At 71.8% G+C, this 25,395-nt stretch carries 23 protein-coding genes; 16 read left to right on the top strand and 7 right to left on the bottom strand.

Annotated elements, in window-relative coordinates; translation table 11 throughout:
• The first annotated feature begins 9 nt into the window (after nt 1-9).
• Nucleotides 10-1,482 carry a cytochrome P450 gene (locus DMA15_RS06430; RefSeq protein WP_125511686.1) on the top strand — a complete coding sequence of 491 codons (1,473 nt, stop codon included), beginning with the start codon at nt 10-12 and terminating at the stop codon, nt 1,480-1,482.
• 18 nt (nt 1,483-1,500) lie between these two features.
• Here DMA15_RS06430 and DMA15_RS06425 read toward each other — a convergent pair whose 3' ends face one another.
• Nucleotides 1,501-2,445 (bottom strand): RluA family pseudouridine synthase, encoded by a 945-nt coding sequence (locus DMA15_RS06425; RefSeq protein ID WP_125511685.1) that lies wholly within the window; start codon nt 2,443-2,445, stop codon nt 1,501-1,503.
• A 103-nt stretch (nt 2,446-2,548) separates the two neighbouring features.
• On the opposite strand from DMA15_RS06425, the gene DMA15_RS06420 reads away from it, so the two are divergent.
• Nucleotides 2,549-3,151, top strand: a complete 603-nt coding sequence (locus tag DMA15_RS06420; protein WP_125511684.1) for a GNAT family N-acetyltransferase — start codon at nt 2,549-2,551, stop codon at nt 3,149-3,151.
• A gap of 22 nt (nt 3,152-3,173) precedes the next feature.
• On the opposite strand, the gene DMA15_RS06415 is transcribed toward DMA15_RS06420, so the two are convergent.
• Nucleotides 3,174-4,007: a siderophore-interacting protein gene (locus tag DMA15_RS06415; RefSeq protein WP_125511683.1), complete on the bottom strand. Its 834-nt coding sequence runs from the start codon at nt 4,005-4,007 to the stop codon at nt 3,174-3,176.
• Nucleotides 4,008-4,060: 53 nt separating this feature from the next.
• Nucleotides 4,061-4,966: a 5'-3' exonuclease gene (locus DMA15_RS06410; RefSeq protein WP_240660165.1), complete on the bottom strand. Its 906-nt coding sequence runs from the start codon at nt 4,964-4,966 to the stop codon at nt 4,061-4,063.
• Nucleotides 4,967-5,268: 302 nt separating this feature from the next.
• On the opposite strand from DMA15_RS06410, the gene DMA15_RS06405 reads away from it, so the two are divergent.
• From DMA15_RS06405 to DMA15_RS06385, 5 genes are all read left to right on the top strand, one after another.
• Nucleotides 5,269-6,339 (top strand): glycine betaine/L-proline ABC transporter ATP-binding protein, encoded by a 1,071-nt coding sequence (locus tag DMA15_RS06405; protein WP_125511681.1) that lies wholly within the window; start codon nt 5,269-5,271, stop codon nt 6,337-6,339.
• Entirely contained in the window at nt 6,332-8,944 is a 2,613-nt protein-coding gene (locus DMA15_RS06400; RefSeq protein WP_125511680.1) for an ABC transporter permease/substrate binding protein, read from the top strand. Before DMA15_RS06405 ends, DMA15_RS06400 begins: the two co-directional genes overlap by 8 nt.
• 151 nt (nt 8,945-9,095) lie before the next feature.
• Nucleotides 9,096-10,085 (top strand): hypothetical protein, encoded by a 990-nt coding sequence (locus tag DMA15_RS06395; protein ID WP_125511679.1) that lies wholly within the window; start codon nt 9,096-9,098, stop codon nt 10,083-10,085.
• Nucleotides 10,086-10,262: 177 nt separating this feature from the next.
• Nucleotides 10,263-10,838 (top strand): XRE family transcriptional regulator, encoded by a 576-nt coding sequence (locus DMA15_RS06390; RefSeq protein WP_125511678.1) that lies wholly within the window; start codon nt 10,263-10,265, stop codon nt 10,836-10,838.
• Nucleotide 10,839: 1 nt separating this feature from the next.
• Nucleotides 10,840-11,598, top strand: coding sequence for a helical backbone metal receptor (locus DMA15_RS06385; RefSeq protein WP_125511677.1), 759 nt, complete (start codon nt 10,840-10,842; stop codon nt 11,596-11,598).
• Here the strand turns inward: DMA15_RS06385 and DMA15_RS06380 are convergent.
• Nucleotides 11,567-12,730, bottom strand: a complete 1,164-nt coding sequence (locus DMA15_RS06380) for a TDT family transporter (protein WP_125511676.1) — start codon at nt 12,728-12,730, stop codon at nt 11,567-11,569. The genes DMA15_RS06385 and DMA15_RS06380 overlap by 32 nt on opposite strands.
• 70 nt (nt 12,731-12,800) lie before the next feature.
• On the opposite strand from DMA15_RS06380, the gene DMA15_RS06375 reads away from it, so the two are divergent.
• From DMA15_RS06375 to DMA15_RS06365, 3 genes are all read left to right on the top strand, one after another.
• Nucleotides 12,801-13,733, top strand: coding sequence for a LysR family transcriptional regulator (locus tag DMA15_RS06375; RefSeq protein WP_125511675.1), 933 nt, complete (start codon nt 12,801-12,803; stop codon nt 13,731-13,733).
• Between the two features lie 34 nt (nt 13,734-13,767).
• Complete coding sequence (locus tag DMA15_RS06370; RefSeq protein WP_125511674.1) at nt 13,768-14,133, top strand: DUF4440 domain-containing protein; 366 nt, start codon at nt 13,768-13,770, stop codon at nt 14,131-14,133.
• A gap of 211 nt (nt 14,134-14,344) precedes the next feature.
• Nucleotides 14,345-14,800, top strand: coding sequence for a DNA-binding protein (locus DMA15_RS06365; RefSeq protein WP_125511673.1), 456 nt, complete (start codon nt 14,345-14,347; stop codon nt 14,798-14,800).
• Between the two features lie 31 nt (nt 14,801-14,831).
• On the opposite strand, the gene DMA15_RS06360 is transcribed toward DMA15_RS06365, so the two are convergent.
• The 3 genes from DMA15_RS06360 to DMA15_RS06350 all read right to left on the bottom strand — a co-directional run bounded on the left by DMA15_RS06360 (nt 14,832) and on the right by DMA15_RS06350 (nt 17,977).
• Entirely contained in the window at nt 14,832-15,575 is a 744-nt protein-coding gene (locus DMA15_RS06360) for a gamma-glutamyl-gamma-aminobutyrate hydrolase family protein (RefSeq protein WP_125511672.1), read from the bottom strand.
• 7 nt (nt 15,576-15,582) lie between these two features.
• Nucleotides 15,583-17,028, bottom strand: a complete 1,446-nt coding sequence (gene eat, locus DMA15_RS06355) for an ethanolamine permease (protein WP_125511671.1) — start codon at nt 17,026-17,028, stop codon at nt 15,583-15,585.
• 190 nt (nt 17,029-17,218) lie between these two features.
• Nucleotides 17,219-17,977 carry an FCD domain-containing protein gene (locus DMA15_RS06350; protein WP_125511670.1) on the bottom strand — a complete coding sequence of 253 codons (759 nt, stop codon included), beginning with the start codon at nt 17,975-17,977 and terminating at the stop codon, nt 17,219-17,221.
• 75 nt (nt 17,978-18,052) lie between these two features.
• On the opposite strand from DMA15_RS06350, the gene DMA15_RS06345 reads away from it, so the two are divergent.
• The 6 genes from DMA15_RS06345 (at nt 18,053) to DMA15_RS06320 (ending at nt 25,377) form a co-directional block, all read left to right on the top strand.
• The gene (locus tag DMA15_RS06345) at nt 18,053-19,423 is read left to right on the top strand and encodes a glutamine synthetase family protein (protein WP_125511669.1); all 1,371 of its coding nucleotides are present in this window, start codon (nt 18,053-18,055) and stop codon (nt 19,421-19,423) included.
• A 7-nt stretch (nt 19,424-19,430) separates the two neighbouring features.
• The gene (locus DMA15_RS06340; RefSeq protein WP_125511668.1) at nt 19,431-20,810 is read left to right on the top strand and encodes an aldehyde dehydrogenase family protein; all 1,380 of its coding nucleotides are present in this window, start codon (nt 19,431-19,433) and stop codon (nt 20,808-20,810) included.
• 5 nt (nt 20,811-20,815) lie between these two features.
• Nucleotides 20,816-21,595: a 3-oxoacyl-ACP reductase gene (locus DMA15_RS06335; RefSeq protein WP_125511667.1), complete on the top strand. Its 780-nt coding sequence runs from the start codon at nt 20,816-20,818 to the stop codon at nt 21,593-21,595.
• Nucleotides 21,596-21,695: 100 nt separating this feature from the next.
• Nucleotides 21,696-23,006, top strand: a complete 1,311-nt coding sequence (locus tag DMA15_RS06330; RefSeq protein WP_125511666.1) for a haloacid dehalogenase-like hydrolase — start codon at nt 21,696-21,698, stop codon at nt 23,004-23,006.
• 65 nt (nt 23,007-23,071) lie between these two features.
• Nucleotides 23,072-24,379: a haloacid dehalogenase-like hydrolase gene (locus tag DMA15_RS06325; protein ID WP_125511665.1), complete on the top strand. Its 1,308-nt coding sequence runs from the start codon at nt 23,072-23,074 to the stop codon at nt 24,377-24,379.
• 50 nt (nt 24,380-24,429) lie between these two features.
• Complete coding sequence (locus DMA15_RS06320; RefSeq protein WP_125511664.1) at nt 24,430-25,377, top strand: DUF2510 domain-containing protein; 948 nt, start codon at nt 24,430-24,432, stop codon at nt 25,375-25,377.
• The last annotated feature ends 18 nt before the right edge of the window (nt 25,378-25,395 follow it).

Raw genomic sequence — 25,395 nt, 5'->3', positions numbered from 1 at the left:
GCGACGAACGTGACGACTCCCTCCCCCTCCTGGCCCGGTACCGACGACGCTGCCGCGCCGCCGCCCGGCTGCCCCGCCCACGGCCTGGGCCCCGGCGGCCTGCGCCGCCTCTACGGCCCCGAGGCGGACGCCGACCTGGCCGGCCTGTACGAGAAGCTGCGCGCCGAGTACGGCGCGGTCGCGCCCGTACTGATCCACAACGACGTGCCCATCTGGGCGGTGCTCGGCCACAGCGAGAACCTCCACATGGTCCGCACGCCCTCGCAGTTCTCCCGGGACTCGCGCATCTGGCGTGCCGTACGGGACGGCACCGCCGGGCCGGACCATCCGCTCGCGCCCGTCTTCAGCTGGCAGCCCATGTGCAGCTTCGTCGAGGGCGACGAGCACCAGCGGCTGCGCGGCGCGGTCACCGGCGCCATGTCGGGCATCGACCACCGCGGCATCCGCCGCTACATCAACCGCTATACGAACCACCTGCTCAACGACTTCTGCCAGAACGGCGAGGCCGACCTGGTCAGCCAGTTCGCCGAGCACCTGCCGATGATGGTGATGTGCCACGTCCTCGGCATGCCCGAGGAGTACAACGAGAAGATGGTGCAGTCGGCCCGCGACATGATCAAGGGCACCGAGACCGCCATCGCGAGCAACGCGTACGTCATGGAGGTCCTGATGGGCCTCGTGGCACGGCGCCGCGCGCAGCCCGAGGAGGACTTCACCAGCAACCTCATCGCGCACCCGGCGCAGCTCACCGACGACGAGGTCGGCGCGCATCTGCGCCTCGTGCTCATCGCCGCGTACGAGGCCACCGCCAACCTCATCGCGAACGTCCTGCGGATGGTCCTCACCGACCCCCGCTTCCGCGCCCAGCTCAGCGGCGGCCAGATGACGGTCCCGGAGGCGGTCGAGCAGTCCCTGTGGGACGAGCCGCCGTTCAGCGCCATGGTCGGCTACTTCGCCAAGCAGGACACCGAGCTGGGCGGTCGGCGGATCCGGGCGGGCGACGGTCTGATCCTCGGTATCGCGCCGGGCAACGTCGACCCCGTCGTACGCCCCGACCTCGCCGCCGGCATGAAGGGCAACCGCTCGCACCTCGCGTTCAGCGGCGGGCCGCACGAGTGCCCCGGTCAGGACATCGGCCGCGCCATCGCCGACACCGGTGTCGACGCGCTCCTGATGCGGCTTCCGGATGTCGAACTGGACGTCGACGAGCGGGAGTTGCGGTGGACGTCCTCGATCCTGTCGCGCCATCTGGTGGAGCTGCCGGTGCGGTTCGCGCCGCGGCCGCCGCAGGACGTCACGGCCCGGCCGTCGGCGCAGTTGCCGAGGCCCCGCCAGGACTGGCAGGTCTCCACGCCGCCGCGTCCGCAGCAGCCCGCCCCGTCCGCGCCCGAGGTGCGTGCGGCCCCGGCCGCGCCGGCGCCCGAGCCCGTTCCGGCCCAGGGGGCCTGGCGGCGCTTCGTCACCTGGTGGCGCGGCTACTGAGCGGGGCCGTGCGGCCGCCTACTGGTTCCAGTCGTCGTACGCCGACCACGCGCCCAGCGTCCGCCCGCTGACGAAGCGGTGCGCGACGCCGGTGATCGGATCCGTGAACTCCAGTATGCGCGCGAGGAGTTGCAGGGGCCGCCGGAAATCGTCCGGCGGCGCGGGTCCGGTCACCACCGGGTAGACCGGGTCGCCGAGGATCGGCAGGCCCAGCGCGTTCATGTGGACGCGGAGTTGGTGGGTGCGGCCGGTGTGCGGGGTCAGGCGGTAGCGGCCGAGTCCGGCGCGGTGCTCGATGAGTTCGACGTGGCTCTCGCTGTTCGGTTCGGCGCCCTCGATCTCGTACGCCGCGATGACGCCGCGCTCCTTCTCGATGTGGCTGCGGACCGTGCGGGGGAACGGCACCTGGGGGTCGTACGCCGCCACCGCCTCGTACTCCTTGTGGACGCGGCGATCGCGGAACAGCGTCTGGTACGCGCCGCGTTCCTCGGGCCGCACGGTGCACAGGAGCAGGCCGGCGGTGAGCCGGTCGAGGCGGTGCGCGGCGCCCAGCGTGGGAATGCCGAGTTCCGTGCGCAGGCGGGCGAGGGCGGTCTGGGTGACGTGGCTGCCGCGCGGCATGGTGGCGAGGAAGTGCGGCTTGTCCACCACCACGATGTGGTCGTCCCGGTGGATGACGTCGAGGGCGAACGGCACGGGCACCTCGGCGGGGGGATCGCGGTGGAACCACACGAAGGATCCGGGCGCGTAGGGCGCGTCCGGCGCGATCGGCGTGCCGTCCGCGCCGACGATCTCGCCGCCGCGCAGCATCGCGTCGATGACGCCGTCCCCGGCCGCGAGCCGCTCCACCAGGTGGTCGCGGACCGTCGCCCACGCACCCTCCGGCGGCAGCTTGACCCGGACGGGGTCGACGCCGTCGCGCTGGGGGAGCGGGGCGGGCGGGATGCGGGGCTTGCGTCTCATCAGGAGGCCAGCGTACGGGGCGCCGCAGGTCAGGGCGGGGCGCCGGCCGCCGGGGTCCGGAAAACCAGTGCCGTCACGTGCGCTCTGCTGCCACGCTGAGGGCATGCCCTTCAAGATCTCCGACGTCGTCGCGCCCGGCACCCTCGCCCGCCGGGAGCAGCCCGTGCTCCCCGTCCCCGGCGCTCTCGTCCTGCGCCCCTGGAAGGCCGCCGACGCCTCGGCCGTGTACGAGGCGTTCCAGGACCCCGTGATCCAGCGCTGGCACGCGCGCGTGGCCGAATCCGAGAGCGAGGCGCTCGGCTGGATCGAGGGCTGGCGCAAGGCCTGGGCCGACGAGCGCGACGCGTACTGGGCGATCGCCGACGCCGCCACGGACGCGGTGGTCGGACGGGCTGCCCTGCGGCTGATCACGCTCCCCGAGGGGCAGGCCGAAGTCGCCTACTGGACAATGCCGTTGGCGCGCGGGCGCGGTGTCGCCCCGCGTGCCGTGGAGGCGCTTTCACGGTGGGCCTTCGAGGAAGTGGGCCTGCACCGGCTTGAGTTGACGCACGCGACGGCGAACGAGGCGTCGTGCCGCGTCGCCGCGAAGACCGGCTTCGCCGCGGAGGGCACCAAGCGCAGTGCGGTGCTGCACGCGGACGGCTGGCACGACATGCATCTGCACGCGCGGATCGCGGAACCGACGGGCCCGGCGTCGACGGTGTGACGGCAAACCCCGCCGTGCAGCGCTACGCGTTCTCCTGCTCCGCCTCCACCTGCGCGTTCCACTCCCGCTTCGACGCCTGCCAGCCGTCCTCGTTGTGGCCGAGGCGCCAGTAGCCGGAGACGGAGAGGCGCTCGCGCGGCACCTCGCGTTCCACGCGCAGATAGCGGCGCAGTTCCTTCACAAAGCCCGCCTCGCCGTGGACGAAGGCCTGTACGTCGCCCTCCGGCCACTCCAGGGAACGTACGGCCTCGACCAGGGGCCCGCCTACCGGGCGGCCCGCGCGGTGCAGCCACACCACTTCCGCGTCGGTCGCGATCTTCTGCTCCTCCTCGGGACCCTCGACCTCCACGAAGACACGGGCCACGGCGCCTTCGGGAAGCGCCTCGGCCGCCGCGGCGATCGCGGGCAGGGCGCTCTCGTCGCCGGCCAGCAGGTGCCAGTCGGCGCCCGCGTCCGGGGCGTAACCCCCGCCGGGGCCGAGGAAGCGGATCGTGGCGCCCGGCCGGACGTCACGGGCCCAGGGCCCGGCGAGGCCCTCGTCGCCGTGGATCACGAAGTCGAGGGCGAGTTCCCGGGCCTCGGGGTCCCACCAGCGCACCGTGTACGTCCGGGTGACCGGCCACTGCTCGCGCGGGAACTCCTCGCGGATCCGCTGGATGTCGAAGGGTTCCGGGTAGGTGACGCCCTCGGCGTCGAAGAGCAGCTTGACGTAGTGGTCGGTGCACTCGCCCGCCGTGAACTCGGACAGCCCCTCGCCGCCCAGCACCACGCGCCGCATGTGCGGGGTCAGCTGCTCCGTGCGCAGGACCTGCGCCACGTGGGTCTTCGGCGCTTTGCGAGCCGGACGTTCTGCCATCGGAGACGGCCTCCCCTGATCCATAGTTAGTTAGGCTTACCTAAGCTAACACCTCAGGTCTGGAGGGTGGAGAGAAGTCGCTGAAGCGAACCGCCCAGGTTCCACCGCTCGGCCAGCTCCTCCAGGGCCACCGGATCGCGCGGCTCGCGGGGCAGCGCCACGTCGACGTCGGGCAGCGGCACGTCACCGGCGACCCGGACCACCTTCGGCGCGACCGCCACATACGCCCTGGACTCGTCGAGCCGCTTGCGCTGCGAGGGGGTGAGCTTCGACCTCGGGTCGTCGACCGCCGCCATGATCCCGGCGAGGTCACCGAAGGCGTCGAGCAGCTTGGCCGCCGTCTTCTCGCCGATGCCGGGCACGCCGGGCAGGCCGTCGCTCGGGTCGCCGCGCAGCAGGGCCAGGTCGACGTAGCCGGGGCCGTCCACGCCGTACTTCTCGCGCAGCCAGGCCTCGTCGGTGATCTGGAGGGTGCCGACGCCCTTCAAGGGGTAGAGGACGCGGATGCCGCGCGCGTCGTCGACCAGTTGGTAGAGGTCGCGGTCGCCGGTGACGATGTCCACCGGGCCCGTGGCGCGGCCCGCGAAGGTGCCGATCACATCGTCGGCCTCGTACGCCTGTACGCCTACGCGTGCGATGCCGAGCGCGTCGAGGACCGCCTCGATCACCGGCACCTGCGGGGAGAGGGTGTCGGGGATCTCCTCGGCGTCCGGGCCCCGCTCGACCTCTTCGGCGACGCGGTGCGCCTTGTAGGAGGGGATCAGTTCCACCCGCCAGTGGGGGCGCCAGTCCGCGTCCATGCACGCGACCAGATCGTCGGGGCGGTGGTCCTGGACGAGCCGGGCGATGAAGTCGAGCAGTCCGCGCACGGCGTTGACCGAGGTGCCGTCCGGGGCCTTCACGGAATCCGGGACCCCGAAATACGCCCGGAAGTAGAGGGAGGCCGTGTCGAGAAGCATGAGCCGTCGTGTTCGCTGAGTCACGGTGCGCATCATGCCGCACCCCGCCGACAGCGGGCCGGTATGGCGGCGCCCGCCGTGCGGGAGGCGTTGCGCATCGTGGCGCGGGGGCGCCCTGAGCGCAACGCGTGTGAGCTGGGACACTCCTGGGTTTGGGTTCCGCGAGTCAGGGCAGGCGCGCAGCCGGAACCGACCCGGTCGAGGATTCAACATTTCGATCGGGCAAGTGGGCAGAGGCCACCGCGTTCCACGGCCCGCCGGCGGGGGAGGCGGGCCGTCTTGGTTCAACCCGAGAGGTGTATGTGTCCAGGCTGCAAGCCGAGCACTTGTACAAAGTGTTCGGCAGACGACCCATCGACGCGGTGGAGAAACTCCGCCACGGAGCCGACCGGGAGGAGCTGCGCGCCGACGGCACCACCGCCGCCGTGATCGACGCCTCCTTCGAGGTCGAACCGGGCCAGATCTTCGTCGTCATGGGTCTCTCCGGATCCGGCAAGTCCACGTTGCTGCGCATGCTCAACGGGCTGTCGGAGCCGACGGCCGGTCACGTCCGCTTCGACGGCCAGGACCTCACCCGGCTGAGCGCGCGCGAGATGCGGGAGGTGCGCTCCAAGAAGATCAGCATGGTCTTCCAGCACTTCGCGCTCTTCCCGCACCGCAGCGTCCTGGAGAACGCCGGGTACGGCCTTGAGGTGCAGGGCGTCCCACGCGCCGAGCGCGAGAAGCGGGCCACCGAGGCACTGGAGCTGGCCGGCCTCAAGGGCTGGGAGAAGTCCTGGCCCGACGAGCTGTCCGGCGGCATGCAGCAGCGCGTCGGCCTGGCCCGCGCGCTCGCCACCGACGCCGACCTGCTCCTGATGGACGAGTCGTTCAGCGCGCTCGACCCGCTGATCCGGCGCGACATGCAGGACCAGCTCCTCGAACTCCAGAAGCGGCTGAAGAAGACCATCGTCTTCATCACCCACGACCTGAACGAGGCGATGCGCCTGGGCGACCAGATCGCCGTCATGCGCGACGGCCGCATCGTCCAGATCGGCAACGCCGAGGACATCCTGGTCACCCCGGCCAACGACTACGTCGCCGCGTTCACCCAGGACGTCGACCGCTCCCGGGTGCTGACCGCGGGCGCGATCATGGCCGAGCCGGAGAGCGGCTTCGTGCGGGCCGACGCCCCCGCCACGGTCACCGAGGACACCCCGATCATCGAACTGTTCACGCCCTGCTCCACCAGCGTGGTGCCGGTCGCCGTGACCGACGCGGACGGCAAGCTCGTCGGCGTCGTGCCACGGGCGCGGCTGCTGGCCGTACTCGGCGAGCCGATGGCCCCCGAGGACGCGTCGCAGGAGAGCAAGAAGGTGGTCAGCGGTGCCTAGGATCCCGTTCGGCGAGTGGGTCAACGACAGCGTCGACTGGCTCCTCAGTCACATGTCCTGGCTGTTCGACTTCTTCAAGACCGTCTTCCAGGGCGCGTACGACGGCATAGCCGACGTGCTCCAGGCGCCCGAGCCGCTGCTCCTCGCGGGCATCTTCGCCGTCATCGCGTTCTGGCTGCGTGGCGTGGTCGCCGGTGTGCTGACCTTCGCGGGCTTCGCGTTCATCGTCTCGCTGGAGCTGTGGGACCACGCGATGATGACGCTGTCCCTGGTGCTCGTCTCGACGGTCATCGCGCTCGTCATCTCCGTGCCCGTGGGCATCTGGGCGGCACGGTCCAGCACGGTCAGCGGAATCGTCCGCCCGGTGCTCGACTTCATGCAGACGCTGCCGGCGATGATCTACCTCATCCCCGCCATCCTCTTCTTCGGGATGGGCGCCCCCGCGGGCATCGTCGCCACCCTGATCTTCGCCCTCGCCCCCGGCGTCCGCATGACGGAGCTGGGCATCCGCCAGGTCGACAAGGAACTGGTCGAGGCCGCGGACGCGTTCGGCACCACGCCGCGCAACATCCTGCTCCGCATCCAGCTGCCCCTCGCCCTCCCCACGATCATGGCCGGTGTCAACCAGGTCATCATGCTGGGCCTGTCCATGGCCGCCATCGCGGGCATGGTCGGCACCGAGGGCCTCGGCGCCGACGTCAACGAGGCCATCGGCCAGCTCAACGTGGGCCTCGGCTCCGAGGCGGGCGTCGCCATCGTCATCCTGGCGATCTACCTGGACCGGATGACCAGCTCGCTGGGCACCCAGGTCTCCCCGCTCGGCCGCCGCGCCGCCGCGAAGCTGCGTGCCGCGCAGGGCCTGAACATCTGGACCTACCGCCCGCAGGCCGCCGTCGCGGTCGTCGGCGTGGTCGTCCTCGCGCTCGTCGCGGGCGGCATGGGCGTCTTCGGCGGCTCGAAGTCCGGGGAAGCGGCCACGGGCGGCAAGAACGTCGGCCAGGGCAAGCGGATCAACATCGGCTACATCCCCTGGGACGAGGGCGTGGCCTCCACCTTCCTCTGGAAGGAGATCCTGGAGCAGCGCGGCTTCAAGCCGCAGACCAAGCAGCTGGAGGCGGGCCCGCTCTACACCTCGCTGGCGCAGGGCAGCGTCGACTTCCAGACCGACTCCTGGCTGCCGACGACGCACGCCTCGTACTGGAAGAAGTACGGCGACAAGCTGGAGGACCTGGGCCCGTGGTTCGGCCCGACCTCGCTGGAGCTGTCCGTGCCCTCCTATGTGAAGGGCGTCGACTCGCTCGATGACCTCAAGGGCAAGAGCGGCACCTTCAAGGGCAAGATCGTCGGCATCGAGTCGAGCGCCGGAATGATGGGGCTGCTCAAGGACAAGGTGCTGGGCGAGTACGGCCTGGACAAGGAGTACAAGGTCGTCGACGGCTCCACGCCCGCGATGCTGGCCGAGCTGAAGCGCGCGTACGCCAAGAAGGAGCCGATCGTCACCACGCTCTGGTCGCCGCACTGGGCGTACAGCGACTTCGACCTGAAGAAGCTCAAGGACCCGAAGGGCGCCTGGGGCAAGGGCGACGGCGTGCACACGCTGGCGCGCAAGGGCTTCTCCGCCGAGAACCCGCGGGTCGCCAAGTGGCTGAAGGACTTCAAGATGAGCGAGAAGCAGCTCACGAGTCTCGAGGCGGAGATCAACAAGGCGGGCAAGGGCAAGCAGCAGGAAGCCGTCCGCGCCTGGCTGAAGAAGAACCCGGGTGTCGTCGACCAGCTGGCCCCGCTGCCGGAGGACTCCACCCCCGCCGAGGCCAAGCGTCCGCTGAACGCCGCCTACTTCGCGTGGGACGAGAACATCGCCGTCACCAATCTCTGGAAGCGTGTCCTGGAGAAGCGCGGCTACAAGATGAAGCTGACGCCGTCCGACGTGGGCCCGGTCTACACCGCGCTCGCGCAGGGCGACCTCGATCTGGACCTCGACGCCTGGCTGCCGACGGCCCAGAAGCAGTACTGGGAGAAGAACAAGGCGAACCTCAAGGACCTGGGCTCCTGGTACAGCCCGACGTCCCTGGAGGTCGCCGTCCCCTCCTACGTCAAGGACGTGAAGTCGCTCGCGGACCTCAAGGGCAAGGGCGACAGGTTCAAGGGCAAGATCATCGGCATCGAGCCCGGCACGGGTGTGATGACGGCGCTCAAGGACAAGGTCCTGCCCGGCTACGGCCTCGACGAGGAGTACAAGATCGTCTCCGGTTCGACGCCCGCGATGCTCTCCGAGCTGAAGTCGGCGTACGCCAAGAAGGAGCCGGTCGCGGTCCTGCTCTGGTCGCCGCACTGGGCGTACAACGAGTACGAGCTGACCAAGCTCAAGGACCCCAAGGTCGCCTTCGGCAAGGGCGACACGATCCGCACGATCTCCAGCAAGGAGTTCCCGGAGCAGTACCCGCGGCTCACCAAGTGGCTCAAGGCCTTCAAGATGAGCGAGAAGGAACTGGCCGGCCTGGAGAACGAGATCAACAAGGCGGGCAAGGGCAATGAACCCGAGGCCGTCGACGCCTGGCTGAAGAAGAACCCGGGCTTCGAGGAGAAGATGACGGCCGCGAAGTAACCCCGGCCCGCCGGTGGCCGGCCGGTGTCTCCCGAGGGGTGGGCCTCGCCTTGTGGCGAAGCCCACCCCTTTTGGCGTTCCCGCGGGGGCCTCGACTCCTTAGCCTCGACCGGGCACCTTCTCAAGGACAACTGAACGTGAGACCCCACCCGTGACCGCAAGGCAGCCGAGAACGGCGCTGTTCACCGCCACCGTGCTCGCCCTCGCCGCCGCCCTGCTCCTATCGCGGCTGGCCCGCGCCGACGCCGGCGCCCCCGCCTCGGCGGGCACCGCGCGCCTGGCCGCGCTCGCCGGGGACGTGACGGCCGCCGACGGCCACCGCTACGGCGCACGGGACCACACCGGCCGCACCATGGACGCCGCACAGATCGAGCAGGCCCCCGACGGCCGCTATCTCGCCGTCTACCACACGCTCCTGGCCGACGGCCGCTTCCACGCCGCCGTCGCCACCTCCACCGATCTGCGCCACTGGCAGCGCCGCCACGACTTCGGGCCCGGCACCCACCAGGCCTCGCTCGCGCACGACGGGCGCGGCGGCTACGTCCTCGCGTACGAGAAGGACCCGCGCAACCACATCGGGGTCCGCGCCTACCGGGACCTGGCGGCGCTGCTCGCCGGCCGCGCCCACCGGGCCTTCGACGCCCCGCTGACCCTCTCGCGCTGCGCCGAGGGCACCCCGGGCATCACGTCCGTGCGCGGCGCCACCATCCACCTCACCGGGCACTACCGCGCGAACTGCGACACCGACCGCCAGCTGCGCGCCACGCTCACCGGCTTCCGGCACTGGCACGCCGAGCCCGACCCGCGCCTGGACCACGCCGTGCGCGCCTGGGGCACCGGCGGCAACATCGGCGACCGGGCACCCGTCGACCTCGGCGGAGAGCGCGTGGTCCTCGTCGAGGGCCAGGGGCGCCGGTCGGACTTCGGCAGCTGGGGGACGTACGCCTACGACCCCGCGAGCGGCCGCGCCGACAGCCTCGACATCCGCACCCACGGCGGCAGCCGCGCCTTCGCCAACCCCTCCGCGACCCTGCTGACCGATCCGCGGGGCCGCCCCGCGCTCCTCGTCAGCCTGTTCGTCCCGCGCGAGGGTTCCGCGCCCGGGGAGGCCGGGCAGCTGCTGTACTGGCACAGGCTGTAGCCTCCCTCCCGCGCACCCGGGGTGATCCGGCCATCCGCGCATCCGGGCGCCCGGCCATCGGGGCAACGGGGCAGAACCGTTTGGCGAACATGCGTAGGGTGCAGAGAACCCCTCAGGAAACCCTCGGGAACCCCTCAGGGTGGAGAGTGGACCGACGCGCTGAAGGGAGCCGAGGCGTTGGACGAGCACAAGGAGACCCTCCGGGTGGGCTCGGCCGTGCGGCGGCGCCGCCGCCAGCTGGAGCTGACCCTCGCCGTCGTCGCCGAGCGCAGCGGCCTGTCCGTGCCGTTCCTCAGCCAGATCGAGAACGAACGCGCCCGGCCGAGCAGGCGCTCCCTCCTGCGCGTCGCCGACGCCCTGCGCACCACCGACGTGGAGCTGCTCGCCGCCGCCGACCCCGCGCGGACCGTCGACGTGGTGCGCGCCGACGACGACACGGATCTGGACACCTCGACGCCCGAGGCGCGGGTGCGCCAACTGGCCCGCGGGCACCATCAGCTCCACGCCCTGGAATTCATCGGAGACCACGACGAGGGCCGCGAATTCCAGCACCGCAACGACGAGTTGATGTACATCGTCGAGGGCGCCGTCGAGATGGAGGCGGAGGGCCGCGCCTACCGCCTGGGGCGCGGCGACAGCCTCTTCCTCACCGGCGGGGTGCGCCATCGCTGGCGTGCCACGGTGCCGGACACGCGGGTCCTGGTGGTCGCCGTGGGGGACCACGTCGAGGCGGTGGACGACGGGGGGCGCTGACGTGCCGCCCGCGCCCGGCCCGCCGCGGGTCGTCTCGCTCGTGCCGTCGCTGACCGAGGCGGTCGCCGTGACCGTGCCGGGTGCGCTGGTCGGAGCCACGGACTGGTGCAGCCACCCGGCGAACCTCGGCGTCACCCGGGTGGGCGGCACCAAGAACCCCGATGTGCGCCGGATCGTCGCCCTCGCGCCCGACCTGGTGGTCGCCAACGAGGAGGAGAACCGCGCCCCCGACCTGGCGGAGCTGCGCGCGGCGGGCGTCGAGGTCCTCGTGACGGAGGTGCGGACGCTGGAGCAGGCCTTCCGTGAGCTGCGGCGGGTCCTCGCGGCGTGCGCGGCCCGAAGCGGGCGCGGGGCCGGGGCGCCGCGCTGGCTGGATGAGGCGGAGGCGGCGTGGGGGGACCTCCCCGCACCGACGGCCCGACTGCGGGCGGCGATCCCGATCTGGCGGCGGCCGTGGATGGTCCTCGGCCGTGACACGTTCGCCGGAGACGTCCTTGCCCGCCTGGGCGTGGACAACGCGTACGCCGCGCACGCCGAGCGCTATCCCCGCGTCCCCGTCGAGGAACTGCGCGCGGCCGGCCTCGACCTGGTGGTCCTGCCCGACGAGCCCTACCGCTTCACGCGCGACGACGGCCCCGAGGCGTTTTCGGCGCGTACGCCGGTCGCGCTGGTCAGCGGCCGCCATCTGACCTGGTACGGACCGTCCTTGGCGGAGGCCCCCGCGGTGCTCAGCGCGGCGCTGCGAGCAGCCTGCCGGTGACGAGGCCGCGCACGGTGTGGGCGAGCGCCACGGCCCAGGCGGCGACGAGGAAGGCGTAGAGCCCGGCCGCGAGCCAGTCGAACGCCGGGAGGCCGGTGTGCTTGCCGAGGCCCTCGGCGCCCGTCACGCAGGTGCCGACGGGGAAGGTGAACGCCCACCAGGTCATCGCGAAACCCATGCCACCGCGCCGGGCGCGCCGCACCATCGCGAGCGCCAGCGCCAGCCACAGCAGGGCGAAGCCCGTCACCGGTACGCCGTAGAGCACGGCGAGGGCGAGAAAGCCCTGGTCGAGCGGGGCGGGTACGACGCCGGGCGCCACGTCCGCGAACTTGTTGGCGGCGGTCGTCGACTGGCCGAGGGGGCCGAGCACGAGGAAGAGGGTGGGGGTGAGCGCGGTGGGCAGCGGGCCCGCGGTCAGCAGGCGGGCGAAGATCACCGGCAGCATGACCAGGGTGGCGAGCAGGCTCAGGCCGAACATCGCGCAGCACGCGTACAGCATCGTCTGCCGGGCCTGGCCCGCGGGCAGGTGCGGGACGAGCAGCGGGCCGAGGGCGGCCGACACCATGGGGGCCACCACGGGCAGCAGCCACACGGGGGAGGCCTGGTCGGCGGTGATGCGGTGGCGGACCACCATCAGATACGGGATGACGACGGCCGCGGCGAGGCCGATGGCGGTGCCGAGGGTGAACAGGACGGCGTCGACCGCGACGGCGGCGCCGGTGCCGATCCAGTCCGCGCCGACGAGCAGCGCGCCGCCGCCGACCGCGAGCAGCGCCATCGACAGACAGCCGTAGAAGGGTGCGACTGCCGGGTCGAGGAGGTGGGCGCGGGCCTGGTCGCGGTGGTGGACCCAGTGCGCGGCGCGGGCGGTGAGCAGCGCGGCGAGCATCACGAGGGAGAGCGCCCAGACGGCGGTGCAGGCCGTGCGCAGCCCGGTGAACTGGTAGGGGAGGGTGGCGCCGGCGTTGGCGATGATGGCGGTGCCCATGACGGTCGCGTACCAGTTGGGGCCGAGGTGGCGGAGCGCGGGGAAGCGGGTGCCGGGCGCCGAGGGGGTGGCGTGGGAGGCCCGGGCGGGGTGGGGTATCCGGGCGGGGCTGGGTGTCTGCACTGGGTGGGCGGCGGTGACCATGGGTCCACCCTCGTAGGGGAACAGGCTCCCCACCAGGGAGCGTGATCCTATGAGGACATAAGCTGGCTTTATGAGTCAGCCCTCCTCTCCCGCTCCCACGCCCGCCCCGGCGGAGGTGCCGCTCGCGCACCGCGTCCCCGACCTCGGGGCGCTCCAGCTGCTGCTGGCCGTCGCCAGGCTCGGCAGCCTCGGGCGGGCCGCGCGGGAGCTGGGCATCACGCAGCCCGCGGCGAGCAGCAGGGTCCGTGCCATGGAGCGCCAGCTCGGTGTCGCGCTCGTCGACCGGTCGCCGCGCGGCTCGCGCCTCACCGGCGCGGGGGCGCTCGTCACCGACTGGGCGGGGCGGATCGTGGAGGCGGCGGAGGCCTTCGACGCGGGGGCGCAGGCGCTGCGCGACCGGCGGGACTCGCGGCTGCGGGTCGCGGCGAGCATGACGATCGCCGAGTACCTGCTGCCGGGCTGGCTGATCGCGCTGCGCACCCAGCGGCCGGACACGGCGGTGTCGCTGCTCGCGGGCAACTCGGCGGCCGTGGCGGCCCGGTTGCTGGCCGGTGAGGCGGACCTCGGCTTCGTCGAGGGGCTCACCGTGCCGGCCGGCCTCGACGACGTGGTCATCGCCCACGACCGCCTGGTCGTCGTCACGTCACCCGGGCACCCCTGGGCGCGGCGCGGGAAACCGCTGGCCGCGGCGGAGCTGGCGGCGACGCCGCTGATCCTGCGCGAGGAGGGCTCGGGCACGCGCCAGGTCCTGGACACGGCACTCGGCGGTCTGGCGCGCCCGCTGATCGAACTCTCCTCCACGACGGCGGTCAAGGCCTCCGCGGTCAGCGGCGCGGGCCCCGCGGTCCTGAGCGAACTGGCGGTGGGCGAGGAACTGGCGGCGCGCCGCCTGGTGGAGATCCCCCTGAAGGACGTCCGCCTGCGCCGGGCCCTGCGCGCGGTCTGGCCGACGGGGCATCGGCCGTCGGGGCCGGGGAGGGACCTGCTGGGGTTGACGCGGTGACCGGCCCGGGGCCCGGGTTTTCTAGCATTCATGCATGGCAGACGAGGATGAGCGGGCCGTGCAGGCGGCCATCGCGGCGGAGATGCGGCTTCTCGACCCGGCGGTGCGGGCCTCCCCCGAGCTGGTCTCGGAGCTTCTGGACCCGGACTTCACCGAGATCGGCGCGTCCGGCAGGCGCTGGGACGCGACATCGATCCTCACCGTGACCAGCGCCGCTTCAGTGGACCCCGAGCCGCCGGTCGAGGTCAGCGAGATGTCCGGGACCGTACTCGCTCCGGGCATCGTCCACTTGACGTACTTCGCCGACCACGGAGGGCGCCGGGCATGGCGCAGCTCGCTGTGGCGGCTGACGGAGACGGGCTGGCGCTTGTACTTCCACCAGGGAACTTTGGTGCCCTGAGCGGGGGCTTGCGCAGCCGGTCCGGTTCCGGTCGACCGAGATCGGCTCCGGGCGGATGCGAACCAGGGCGTGACCTGACGGATCAGGGTCCACAACGGCACGGGCGAGCCCTTCAGTGCCGATCGTGCTCCCAGATCTTCGACAGAGCAGCAAACAAAGTGTTCACAACGGAGCGTTGACGTCATGTCGTGCGCGGCGGCATGCTGGCGTCATGGCTACCACCGACGACGCCGGGCGGACCGGCGGCGACCCCTTTACACCCCCGCACCCCGAAGAGGCCCGCGCCCACCGTGCGTACGCCTCGCTCATGCGGATCGCCGAGCGCCATGCCGCCGACGACCGGCAGCGGCGGCGGCAGGTGCACCCCACCGTGCTCGGGCCGCACGAAGCGGTGCGGCTCGTGGCGTTTCTGCTCAGTGGGGCCGCGAAGCCGGACGAGGGCGAGCCCGAGGTGGACCGGGCCGACATCACGGCGGCGCTGAGCCTGCTGCCGATGGCCAGGGGCGAGATGGACGAGCTGGAGACCGGGCTGCTCCAGATGGCCCGGGGCCGCGGCATGACCTGGCCGGAGATCGCCTTCGGTCTCGGCCTCGGCACGCCGCAGGCGGCCCGGCAGCGGTACGAGCGGCTCGTCTCGCGCACGGCGGGCGAGGCGGAGCAGGGGTGACCCGGGGGCCGGGCGCCCGGTCCCGGCGCGTTCAGGACGTGGAGTCGACCAGCGCGGCCATGACGCGCGTGTCCTCTCCCATCTCCGGATGCCACTGCACGCCCAACGCCCAGGCGGGCGAGGGCAGTTCGATGGCCTCCACCGTGCCGTCCTCCGCGTACGCCGAGACCGTGAGGTTCCTGCCGAGGCGGTCCACCGCCTGGTGGTGGTACGTCGGTACGTCCGTGGACGCGTCCGGCACGATCGACTCGTAGAGCGTGCCCGGCACCGGCTTCACCGCGTGGGTGCCCACGACGCCCGGCCGGACCGCGTGCCCGTCCAGATGCTGGATCAGCGTCCCGCCGAGCGCCACGTTCAGCAGCTGCATGCCCCGGCAGATGCCGAGCAGCGGCGTCCCCGACTCCAACGCCGCCTCGATCAGGGACAGTTCCCACGCGTCCCGCTCCCGCGCCGGCGGCCCGGTGCGCGCCTCGCGCTCCGCCCCGTACCGCACGGGCTCGACATCGGGCCCGCCCGCGATCACCACGCCGTCAAGGCGGGCGACGACAGAACGCGCGTACGACGGATCATCCGGCGGAAGCATCGCGGCGATGCCGCCCGCCGCCTGCACCAGGCGCGGATACCCCACCGGCAGCAGGGCCGCGGGCAGCTCCCACACGCCCCAGCTCGCCTTCGACTCCAGGTAGGTGCTGACACCGATCAGCGGCCTGGCGCTCAATCTGTTCTCCTTCTTCGTGCCGATCCGGGGGTCGTCCGGGGGTCGTCCGGTGGTCATCCGGTCATCAGTCGCGGGCCAACTCTGCCTCGGCCGCCGCGAGCGCCGCGAACTCCTCCTCCGGCGCGCGCGCCACGAGGTGCTTGCGGCTGTACAGCCCGAAGTACGCGATCGCGACCACGTACACCCCGAGCGCGATGAGCGCGGCCGTCACGTCCACCAGGAAGGTCGCGACCAGCGCCGAGCAGGCGAGGACCAGCGCGACGGACGAGGTCAGGACGCCGCCGGGCGTGCGGTAGGGGCGCTCCAGGCCCGGCTCGCGGCGGCGCAGCACGATGTGCGAGAGCGACATCAGGGCGTACGAGATGGTCGCGCCGAACACCGCCACGTTCAGCATGCGGGCGCCGTCCCCGGTCGCCGCGGCCAGACCGAACCCGATCGCGCCGGGCACGAGCAGGCCCAGGTAGGGGGCCTTGCGGCTGCTGGTGAGGGAGAGGAAGCGGGGGAGGTAACCGGCGCGGGAGAGCGCGAAGAGCTGGCGCGAGCCCGCGTAGATGAGGGAGAAGAAGGAGGCGACGAGGCCGGCCAGGCCCGCGTAGTTGATGACCCGGCTCAGACCGGTCGCGTCGCCGTCCGGCTGCAACGCCTCGACCAGCGGATTGCCCGCGTCCTGGATCGCGTCGGCGCCGCGCGCGCCGGCCGACGCGAAGAAGGTGAGGAGCGCGAGGGCGACGAGGATCGCCATCGACCAGCGGATCGCCCGCGGCAGCGTGCGCGCCGGGTCCTTCGTCTCCTCGGCGGCCAGCGGCACGCCCTCGACCCCGAGGAAGAACCACATGCCGAAGGGGAACGCCGCCCAGATTCCCAACAGGCCCATCGGCAGCCAGGAGTTGGCGCCGAAGGAATCCGCCTCCACGGGGATGTCGTTCAGCTTCGACGCGTCGAAGTCCATGAACGCGCCGACCGCGAAGACCAGCAGCGCCGCCACGGCGATCCCGGTCACCACGAAGCTGAAGCGCAGCGCCTCGCCGACGCCCCACAGATGGATGCCGATGAAGATGACGAAGCAGGCGAGGTAGACCGGCCAGCCCGAGGTCAGGCCGAACAGGCCGAGCGATTCGACGTAGTCGCCGATGAAGATGGAGATCGCGGCGGGCGCCAGGATGTACTCGATGAGGATGGCCGTGCCGGTCAGGAAGCCGCCCCAGGGCCCGAGCGCCCGGCGCGCGAAGCCGTAGCCGCCGCCCGCCGTGGGCAGTACGGACGACAGTTCGGCCAGCGAGAAGACCATGCACGCGTACATCACGCCCATGAGCACCATGGCGATGCCCAGGCCGCCGAAGCCGCCCTCCGCGAGGCCGTAGTTCCAGCCGGAGAAGTCGCCGGAGACGACGTAGGCGACGCCGAGCCCGGTGAGCAGCAGCCAGCCCGCGCTGCCCCGGCGGAGCGTCCTGCGCTCCAGATAGTCGTCCGCCGGTTCGGCGGGGCCTGGCTTGGTGGACTCCTCGGGCATGGCACGGCTCCTATGCGGCGGCGACACTCTGGCTCGGCGGCGGGGTGACCAATGGAACGGATCCATACCTTTGCCGTGTGGGGCGCGAGAAAGCAAGACCCTTGCGTTACGCGATGGTTAAGCGGTCCTCACGCCGCCGGCCCCGGCTGACTCCGCGCCGACGGCCCAGCGGTGCTCAGGTCAGCGGTGCTCAGCTCAGGAACCCCCGCAGCAGCGCCGCCGTCCCCGCGCAGTGCTCCCGCATCATCTCCCGCGCCCCGTCCGCGTCCCCGTCGAGCACCGCCTCGACGATCACGGCGTGCTGGCGCTGCGAGTGTTCCAGATTGCGGACCAGGAGCGGGATGCAGTCCAGGAGGTCGTTCACGGTGGCCCGCACCGCCGCGTACTGCGCCGTCAGCGTGGGGGAGCCGCACAGCTCGGCGAGCGTGAGGTGCAGCAGGGTGTCCAGGCGGCGGTACTCCGACAGCGGGGCGTCGTGCGTGTGTGCCAGCGCCGCCCGCAGCCGGTCCGCCTGCTCGCCGTCCAGGCCGTGCGCCGCGCAGAGCCCGGCCGCGCCCACCTCCAGGACCTCGCGGAAGCGCAGCGCGTCCTCCACGTCCACCCCGGCGACCCTGCGGCGCAGCTCGTCCTCGCCCGACGCCTCGGGACGCGGCCGTACGAACGTGCCGCCGTACCGTCCGCGCCGCGACTCGACCAGGCCCTGGTCCTGGAGCACCTTCAGAACCTCCCGCAGCGTCACCCGGCTGATGCCGAGGCGGTCGGCCAACTCCCGTTCCGACGGCAGGCGTTCACCGCCGGGCACCAGGCCGAGGCGGACGACCTGGAGGATCTGCTCCAGCGCCTCCTCGAAGCCGTTGCCCGCCCGCACCGGACGCAGCACTGGCGTCAGCCGGTCGTCGTCCGGCGCGGGTGAGGCGCCCTGGGCGGCACCCTCTTCCGTGTGCGACATGCCAGTACCCCCTTCCCAAGCAAAGGTTCTCCGCAATACCTTATGGCTCCCGGCTGACCCAAGGAGGCATTTCCCGTGGCAGACCGCACACCCCCGCTCACCGTCGAGGAGCTGAAGGCCCTCGTCGCGAGCGGCGAGATCGACACTGTCGTCCTGGCCTTCCCCGATATGCAAGGGCGGCTCCAGGGCAAGCGGTTCGCCGCCCGCTTCTTCCTCGACGACGTCCTCGAACACGGCACGGAGGGCTGCAACTACCTCCTCGCCGTCGACGCGGAGATGAACACCGTCGACGGCTACGCGATGTCCTCCTGGGACCGCGGCTACGGCGACTTCGCCATGCACCCCGACCTGTCCACCCTGCGCCGCGTCCCGTGGAACGAGGGCACCGCGATGCTCGTCGCGGACCTGGCCTGGAGCGACGCCTCACCCGTGGTCGCCGCCCCCCGGCAGATCCTGCGCCGCCAGCTCGACCGCCTCGCCGAACTGGGCTACACCGCCCACGTCGGCACCGAGCTGGAGTTCATTGTCTTCAAGGACACCTACGAGCAGGCCTGGGACGCCGGGTACAAGAACCTCACCCCGGCCAACCAGTACAACATCGACTACTCGGTCCTCGGGACCGGCCGCGTCGAACCGCTCCTGCGCCGCATCCGCAACGACATGGCGGCCGCCGGACTCGTCGTCGAGTCGGCCAAGGGCGAGTGCAACCCCGGCCAGCACGAGATCGTGTTCCGCTACGACGAGGCCCTCGTCACCTGCGACCAGCACGCCATCTACAAGACGGGCGCCAAGGAGATCGCGGCCCAGGAGGGCGTCTCGCTCACCTTCATGGCCAAGGTCAACGAGCGCGAGGGCAACTCCTGTCACATCCACCTCTCGCTCCAGGACGCCGACGGCACCAACGTCATGGCCGGCGGCGCGGACGACCCCGACGGCATGTCGCCCGTCATGCGGCACTTCCTCGCGGGCCAGCTCGCCGCGCTGCGCGACTTCTCCCTCCTCTACGCGCCCCACATCAACTCCTACAAGCGGTTCGTGCCCGGCTCGTTCGCGCCGACCGCCGCCGCGTGGGGCCTGGACAACCGCACCTGCGCGCTCCGCGTCGTCGGCCACGGCCGCTCGATGCGCTTCGAGAACCGGCTGCCGGGCGGCGACGTGAACCCCTACCTCGCCGTCGCGGGCCTCGTCGCCGCCGGTCTGTACGGCATAGAGCACAAGCTCGAACTGCCGGACGAGTGCACCGGAAACGCCTACACCGGCGAGTACGAACACGTCCCCACCACCCTGCGCGAGGCCGCCGAGCTGTGGGAGAACAGCCCCATCGCCAAGGCCGCCTTCGGCGACGAGGTGGTCGCGCACTACCGCAACATGGCGCGGGTCGAGCTGGAAGCCTTCGACTCCGCGGTGACCGACTGGGAGCTGCGCCGCTCCTTCGAACGCATGTGAGGCACCCTTGCTCGAAGAACCGAACCCCGAAGAAGCGAACCTCGACGTACTGAACCCGGCGACGGAAGAGGTCATCGCCACCGTCCCCGCCGCGGACGCGGACGACGTGCGCCGCGCCGTCGAGCGGGCCGTGAGCGCCCAGCGGGCGTGGGCGGCCGTCGCCCCCGCGGACCGCGCCCGGCTCCTGCGCCGCTTCGCCGACACGGTCGACGGCCACACCGAGGAACTGGCCGACCTCGAAGTGCGCGAGGCCGGCCATCTGCCCGGCAACGCCCGCTGGGAGGCGGGCAACGTCCGGGACCTGCTCCTGTACGCGGCCGGCGGCGCCGAGCGCCTCACCGGCCAGCAGATCCCCGTACCCGGCGGCTGGAACGTCACCTTCCGCGAACCGCTCGGCGTGGTCGGCGTCATCGCCCCCTGGAACTTCCCGATGCCCATCGCCGCCTGGGGGTTCGCCCCCGCGCTCGCCGCGGGCAACGCCGTCCTGCTCAAGCCCGCCGAGACCACCCCGCTCACCGCGCTCAGACTCGCCGAGCTGGCCCTGGAGGCCGGACTGCCCGAGGGCGTCCTCCAGGTGCTGCCGGGCCACGGCCACATCACGGGCCGCGCCCTGGTCGACCACCCCGACGTCGCGAAGATCGTCTTCACCGGCTCCACGCGCACCGGCCGCGAGATCATGGAGCGCTGCGCGGCACAGGTCAAGCGCCTCACCCTCGAACTCGGCGGCAAGAGCCCCAACATCGTCTTCGCCGACGCCGACCTGAAGGCGGCAGCCGACCCCTTCTCCTTCCTCGACAACTCCGGCCAGGACTGCTGCGCCCGCACCCGCGTCCTCGTACAGGAATCGGTGTACGACGAGGTCGCGGCGCTGCTCACCGAGGCGCTCGGCAAGGTCGTCGTGGGCGACCCGCGGGACGAGAAGACGCAGATGGGCCCGCTGATCTCCCGCCGTCAGCTCGAGAACGTGACGAAGCTGGTGCCCGCCGACGCGCCCGGCATCCGGGGCACCGCCCCGACCGGGCCCGGCTTCTGGTTCCCGCCGACCGTCCTGACCGGTGAGCGGCCCGACTCGCCCGCGGCCGTCGAGGAGATCTTCGGCCCCGTGGCGGTGCTGCTGCCCTTCACCGACGAACAGGACGCGATCCGCCTCGCGAACGCCTCGCCGTACGGCCTGTCCGGCTCGATCTGGACCCGGGACGTGGGCCGGGCGCTGCGGGTCTCCGAGGCCGTCCAGGCCGGGAACCTCTCCGTCAACTCGCACTCCAGCGTGCGCTATTGGACCCCCTTCGGCGGTTACAAGCAGTCCGGCCTCGGCCGTGAGCTGGGCCCGGACGCGCTCGCCGCGTTCACGGAAACCAAGAACGTCTTCATCAGCACGGAGGCCTGAACCCCATGTCAGAGAACATCTGCCGCCGCCTCGTCGGCCGCACCGCCGTCATCACCGGCGCCGGCAGCGGCATCGGCCTCGCCGCCGCGCGCCGCCTCGCCTCCGAGGGCGCCCACGTCGTCTGCGGCGACATCGACGAGAGCGCGGGCAAGGCCGCCGCCGACGAGGTCGGCGGGACCTTCGTGAAGGTCGACGTCACCGACGCCGAGGAGGTCGAGGCGCTCTTCAAGACGGCCTTCGACACCTACGGCTCCGTCGACATCGCCTTCAACAACGCGGGCATCTCCCCGCCCGACGACGACTCCATCCTGGACACGGGCCTGGAGGCCTGGAAGCGCGTACAGGAGGTCAACCTCACCTCCGTCTACCTCTGCTGCAAGGCCGCCATCCCCTACATGCGGCGCCAGGGCAAGGGCTCGATCATCAACACCGCCTCCTTCGTGGCGCGGATGGGCGCGGCGACCTCGCAGATCTCCTACACCGCGTCCAAGGGCGGCGTCCTCGCCATGTCCCGCGAGCTGGGCGTGCAGTTCGCCCGCGAGGGCATCCGCGTCAACGCGCTCTGCCCCGGCCCGGTCAACACCCCCCTCCTCCAGGAGCTGTTCGCCAAGGACCCCGAGCGCGCCGCCCGCCGCCTCGTGCACATCCCCGTGGGCCGCTTCGCCGAGGCCGAGGAGATGGCCGCCGCGGTGGCGTTCCTCGCCAGCGACGACTCCTCGTTCGTGAACGCCACCGACTTCCTCGTCGACGGCGGTATCTCCGGGGCGTACGTCACCCCGGTGTAGTCCCTGCCGCACCTCCGCGCAGTTCACCCAGCGGCCACCCGCAGGTCAGCCGGGCGTCGCGTGACGCCCGGCTGACCTGCGTAGACACGGGAGTGTGTTCGTGAACTTCAAGCGCCGCGCCGTCGCGGCCGCAGCCGTGCTCGCCGTCGCCTCGGCCGGTCTCCTCGCCGTCCAGGCCACCGCGGAGGCCACCCAGACCACGCCCCCTGAGCGGGCCGCGGCCTGCCCCGACCTCACCGTCTCGCGCGGCTGGTACGGCGAGAACAAGGCGCGCCTCCAGCGCATGATCGACGAGTACGGCCACTGCGGTGACCGGGGCCATAAGGGCGGCGCCAGACCCGTCGCCACCTTCGACTGGGACAACACCGTCATCAAGAACGACGTCGGCGACGCCACCATGTTCTGGATGCTGCGCCACGGCAAGGTGCGGACGCCCCAGCACGGCGACTGGCACACCACGAGCCGCTATCTGACCGACCCGGCGGCCAAAGCCCTGGCCAAGGCCTGCCCGGCCACCGGCACCACGCTGCCCACCCACCGCGACACCGCCCGGGGCACCGCCTGCGCCGACGAGATCCTCGCCGTCTACAGCGAGGGCACCACCACCTCCGGCAAGGCCGCCTTCGACGGCTTCGACCACCGCCGCATGGAACCGCAGTACGCCTGGCTCGCCCAGCTCACCCGCGGTTGGTCCACCCCTCAGGTCCAGCGGTTCGCGGCCGCTGCCCGTGAGGAGAACCTCGCCGCGCCGATCGGGGCGAAGCAGCGCGTCGGCACCGGCGAGGTCACCGGCTGGGCCCGCTACTACGACCAGCAGCGCGACCTGATCCGCACCCTCAAGAAGGCGGGCTTCGACGTGTACGTCGTCTCGGCGTCGCCCGAGCCGGTCGCCGAGGTCTGGGCGCGGGGCGTGGGCATCGACGCCCGGCACACGATCGGCATCCGCAACGTCACCGCGCGCGGAAAGCTGACCGCGCACCTCAAGGGCTGCGGCACGGTCGAGGACGGCGACGACTCGATGATCACGTACATCGACGGCAAGCGGTGCTGGATCAACCAGGAGATCTACGGCGTGCGCGGCGCCGCCGCCGAGAAGGTCCAACCGGCTTCCAGGCGGCAGGTGTTCGCCGCGGGCGACTCCGACACCGACATCTCCTTCCTGCGCGACGCCACCGGCCTGCGGCTCGTACTGAACCGCAACAAGAACGAACTCATGTGCCGCGCCTACGACAACGGCGACGGCCGCTGGCTGATCAACCCCATGTTCATCGAACCCAAGGGCGAGAAGGCCGACCCCTACCCCTGCGCCACCACCGGCTACACCGAACGGGACGGCGGACAGGGCCCGGTGCGCCGCCCGGACGGCTCCGTCATCCCCGACCAGAACGACACCGTGTTCGGGACGCCGTAGGCGTCCACGACACGCTAGATCATCGGCATCGCCAGACCCGTAGACAGGATGTACGGTCCACTCACATGCGTAACAGAAACATTTTGGCGCTGACCCTGGCCGCGGCCGCCACCCTGGCAGCCGTGCCGGCGGCTCTCCCCGCGGCCGCCGCCACGGCCGCGCACCCCTCGAACTCCCGCACCACCGGCGGAGATTGCCCGCAGCTCTCGAAGAAGCTCGACTGGTACGGCGCCAACCGCGCCAAGCTCCAGCGGATGATCGACGAGCGCGGCCGCTGCTCCAACCCCCGCCTCGGACACGGCGGAAAGCGCCCGGTCGCCGCCTTCGACTGGGACAACACGGTCGTCAAGAACGACGTCACCGACGCGACCATCGCCTGGTCCCTGCGGCACGACAAGATCCTGCGCCCCAAGAGCTGGAAGTCCACCAGCAAGTGGCTCACCGACGACGCCGACCGCGCCCTCACCAAGGCCTGCGGCACCGACGTGCCCGTCGGCAAGCCGCTGCCGACCTCCAAGGACACCGCCTGCGCGGACGAGATCTTCGAGGTCCGCGAGGACGGGAGGACCATGAGCGGCGCCCCCGCCTTCGCGGGGAAGTGGGACCACCGCCACACCGTCCCGCAGTACGCCTGGGTGCCGCAGCTCTTCGCCGGGCACACCGTCCCGGAGCTGGAGTCGTACGCCGCCAAGGCCCGCGAGGAGGCGCTCGCCGCCCCCGTCGGCGCCACGCAGACCGTCGGCACCCACAAGATCCCGGGGTACGTCCGCTACTACGACCAGCAGCGCGACCTGATCCGCACCCTCAAGAAGGCCGGATTCGACGTCTACATCGTCTCGGCGGGCTCCGAACCGGTCGCCGAGGTGTGGTCCAAGAGCGTGGGCGTCGACCGCGCGCACACCATCGCCATCCGCTCGGTCCTGGACCGCGAGGGCCGCATCACGCCCTGGAACCAGGGGTGCGGCGGCGTGCCCGTGAACAAGGGCGAGGCCATCCCGTACATCGACGGCAAGCGCTGCTGGATCAACCAGGAGATCTTCAAGGTCAAGGGCAAGTCGGCCTGGGAGAAGCAGGACCGGCACCACCGCATCGCACTCGGCGGCGGCGACGCGGACACGGACGTGACGTTCGTCGGCGACGCCACCGGCGCGCACCTCGTGCTGAACCGCAACAAGAGCGAGTTCATGTGCCGCGCCTACGACAACGCCGACGGCCGCTGGGTCGTGAACCCGATGTTCATCGAGCCGATGCCGCAGAAGTCCGGCCGCTACCCGTGCTCGACGAGCGCCTACAACGAACACGACGGCGACAAGGGCCCGGTGCTCCGCGAGGACGGCTCGGTCGTGCCCGACCAGCGGGACTCGGTGTACTGACCGAAGGGCCTCGGTGTACTGATCGGCGGGGCACGTCCTAGAGTGCCGGGATGAGCATGACGCCTCCGCCCGGCTGGTACCCGGACCCGAACCAGCCCGCCGTCGAGCGCTGGTGGGACGGCACCGCGTGGACCGAGCACCGGCGCGCACCCGAGCAGCCCCAAGCGGCGCCGGTGCGGCAGGGCTTCGGCCCGCCGGACCCCGCCGCGACCGCGGTGATCGCCCCGGCGTCCTCCGGCGGTGGCCGAGCCAAGTTCATCGCGCTCGCCACCGCCGGAGCCGTGCTCGTCGCGGCGATCGTCACCGGCGTCGTCGTCCTCGGCAAGGACGACGGCGAACCGCGCGGCGGTCCCGCGCCCAGCACGTCGGCCGAGACCTCCCCGACGCCGACCGCCTCGGAGTCGAAGTCCGCCTCCCCGACGTCCGATCCGAACGTCCTCGTCGACGACCTCAACGGCATCACGCTGCCCGTCATCGACGGATGGGAGAAGGCCGAGGACACCATCCACGACGCGCCGACTCTCCAGACGCCGGACACCTTCGACTGCCCCGGCGACTCGGGCATGTGCCGCCACGGCCGGGTCACCTCGCAGACCGTGACCTCCACCGACGAGACCTCGCCCAAGGCGCTTGCGCGCGGCGACATCGAGGACGCGACCAAGAGCGTCTACGGCAAGGACGTCCTCGACAACGAGTACTACGGCCGCATCACCGGGCACGAGAAGGTCGCGGAGGGCACGGTGGCCGTCGCGGGCCGCAGCGGCTACTACGTGCGCTGGCGGGTCCGGACCGAAAAGGCCTCCGGAGGGTACGTGCAGTCGGTGGCGTTCAAGTCGAGCATCGGCTCCGAACCGATGGTCATCGTGCGCCTCTCCGTCAACGTCGCCAAGGGCGCGCCGCCCCTCTCCGACATGGAACGCATCATCAAGGGGATCCGCTCGACCGACGACAGCGCCACGGGCGGGGGCGTGGGCGAGGACGTCGGCGCGACGCCGTAACAGGCCTCCGGAGGGGGC

The sequence above is a fragment of the Streptomyces sp. WAC 01529 genome (assembly GCF_003945545.1).
In the GTDB taxonomy this organism is placed as follows: Bacteria; Actinomycetota; Actinomycetes; order Streptomycetales; family Streptomycetaceae; genus Streptomyces; species Streptomyces anatolicus.
This window is presented reverse-complemented; position numbering and strand designations above follow the sequence as displayed.

Excerpts from the sequence above, each read along its gene's own strand:
- DMA15_RS06425 (WP_125511685.1), bottom strand. The coding sequence starts at position 2,445 with ATGAGACGCAAGCCCCGCATCCCGCCCGCCCCGCTCCCCCAGCGCGAC.
- DMA15_RS06420 (WP_125511684.1), top strand. The coding sequence starts at position 2,549 with ATGCCCTTCAAGATCTCCGACGTCGTCGCGCCCGGCACCCTCGCCCGC.
- DMA15_RS06415 (WP_125511683.1), bottom strand. The coding sequence starts at position 4,007 with ATGGCAGAACGTCCGGCTCGCAAAGCGCCGAAGACCCACGTGGCGCAG.
- DMA15_RS06410 (WP_240660165.1), bottom strand. The coding sequence starts at position 4,966 with ATGCTTCTCGACACGGCCTCCCTCTACTTCCGGGCGTATTTCGGGGTC.
- DMA15_RS06380 (WP_125511676.1), bottom strand. The coding sequence starts at position 12,730 with ATGGTCACCGCCGCCCACCCAGTGCAGACACCCAGCCCCGCCCGGATA.
- DMA15_RS06375 (WP_125511675.1), top strand. The coding sequence starts at position 12,801 with ATGAGTCAGCCCTCCTCTCCCGCTCCCACGCCCGCCCCGGCGGAGGTG.
- DMA15_RS06370 (WP_125511674.1), top strand. The coding sequence starts at position 13,768 with ATGGCAGACGAGGATGAGCGGGCCGTGCAGGCGGCCATCGCGGCGGAG.
- DMA15_RS06365 (WP_125511673.1), top strand. The coding sequence starts at position 14,345 with ATGGCTACCACCGACGACGCCGGGCGGACCGGCGGCGACCCCTTTACA.
- DMA15_RS06360 (WP_125511672.1), bottom strand. The coding sequence starts at position 15,575 with ATGACCACCGGACGACCCCCGGACGACCCCCGGATCGGCACGAAGAAG.
- eat (WP_125511671.1), bottom strand. The coding sequence starts at position 17,028 with ATGCCCGAGGAGTCCACCAAGCCAGGCCCCGCCGAACCGGCGGACGAC.
- DMA15_RS06350 (WP_125511670.1), bottom strand. The coding sequence starts at position 17,977 with ATGTCGCACACGGAAGAGGGTGCCGCCCAGGGCGCCTCACCCGCGCCG.
- DMA15_RS06335 (WP_125511667.1), top strand. The coding sequence starts at position 20,816 with ATGTCAGAGAACATCTGCCGCCGCCTCGTCGGCCGCACCGCCGTCATC.
- DMA15_RS06325 (WP_125511665.1), top strand. The coding sequence starts at position 23,072 with ATGCGTAACAGAAACATTTTGGCGCTGACCCTGGCCGCGGCCGCCACC.
- DMA15_RS06320 (WP_125511664.1), top strand. The coding sequence starts at position 24,430 with ATGAGCATGACGCCTCCGCCCGGCTGGTACCCGGACCCGAACCAGCCC.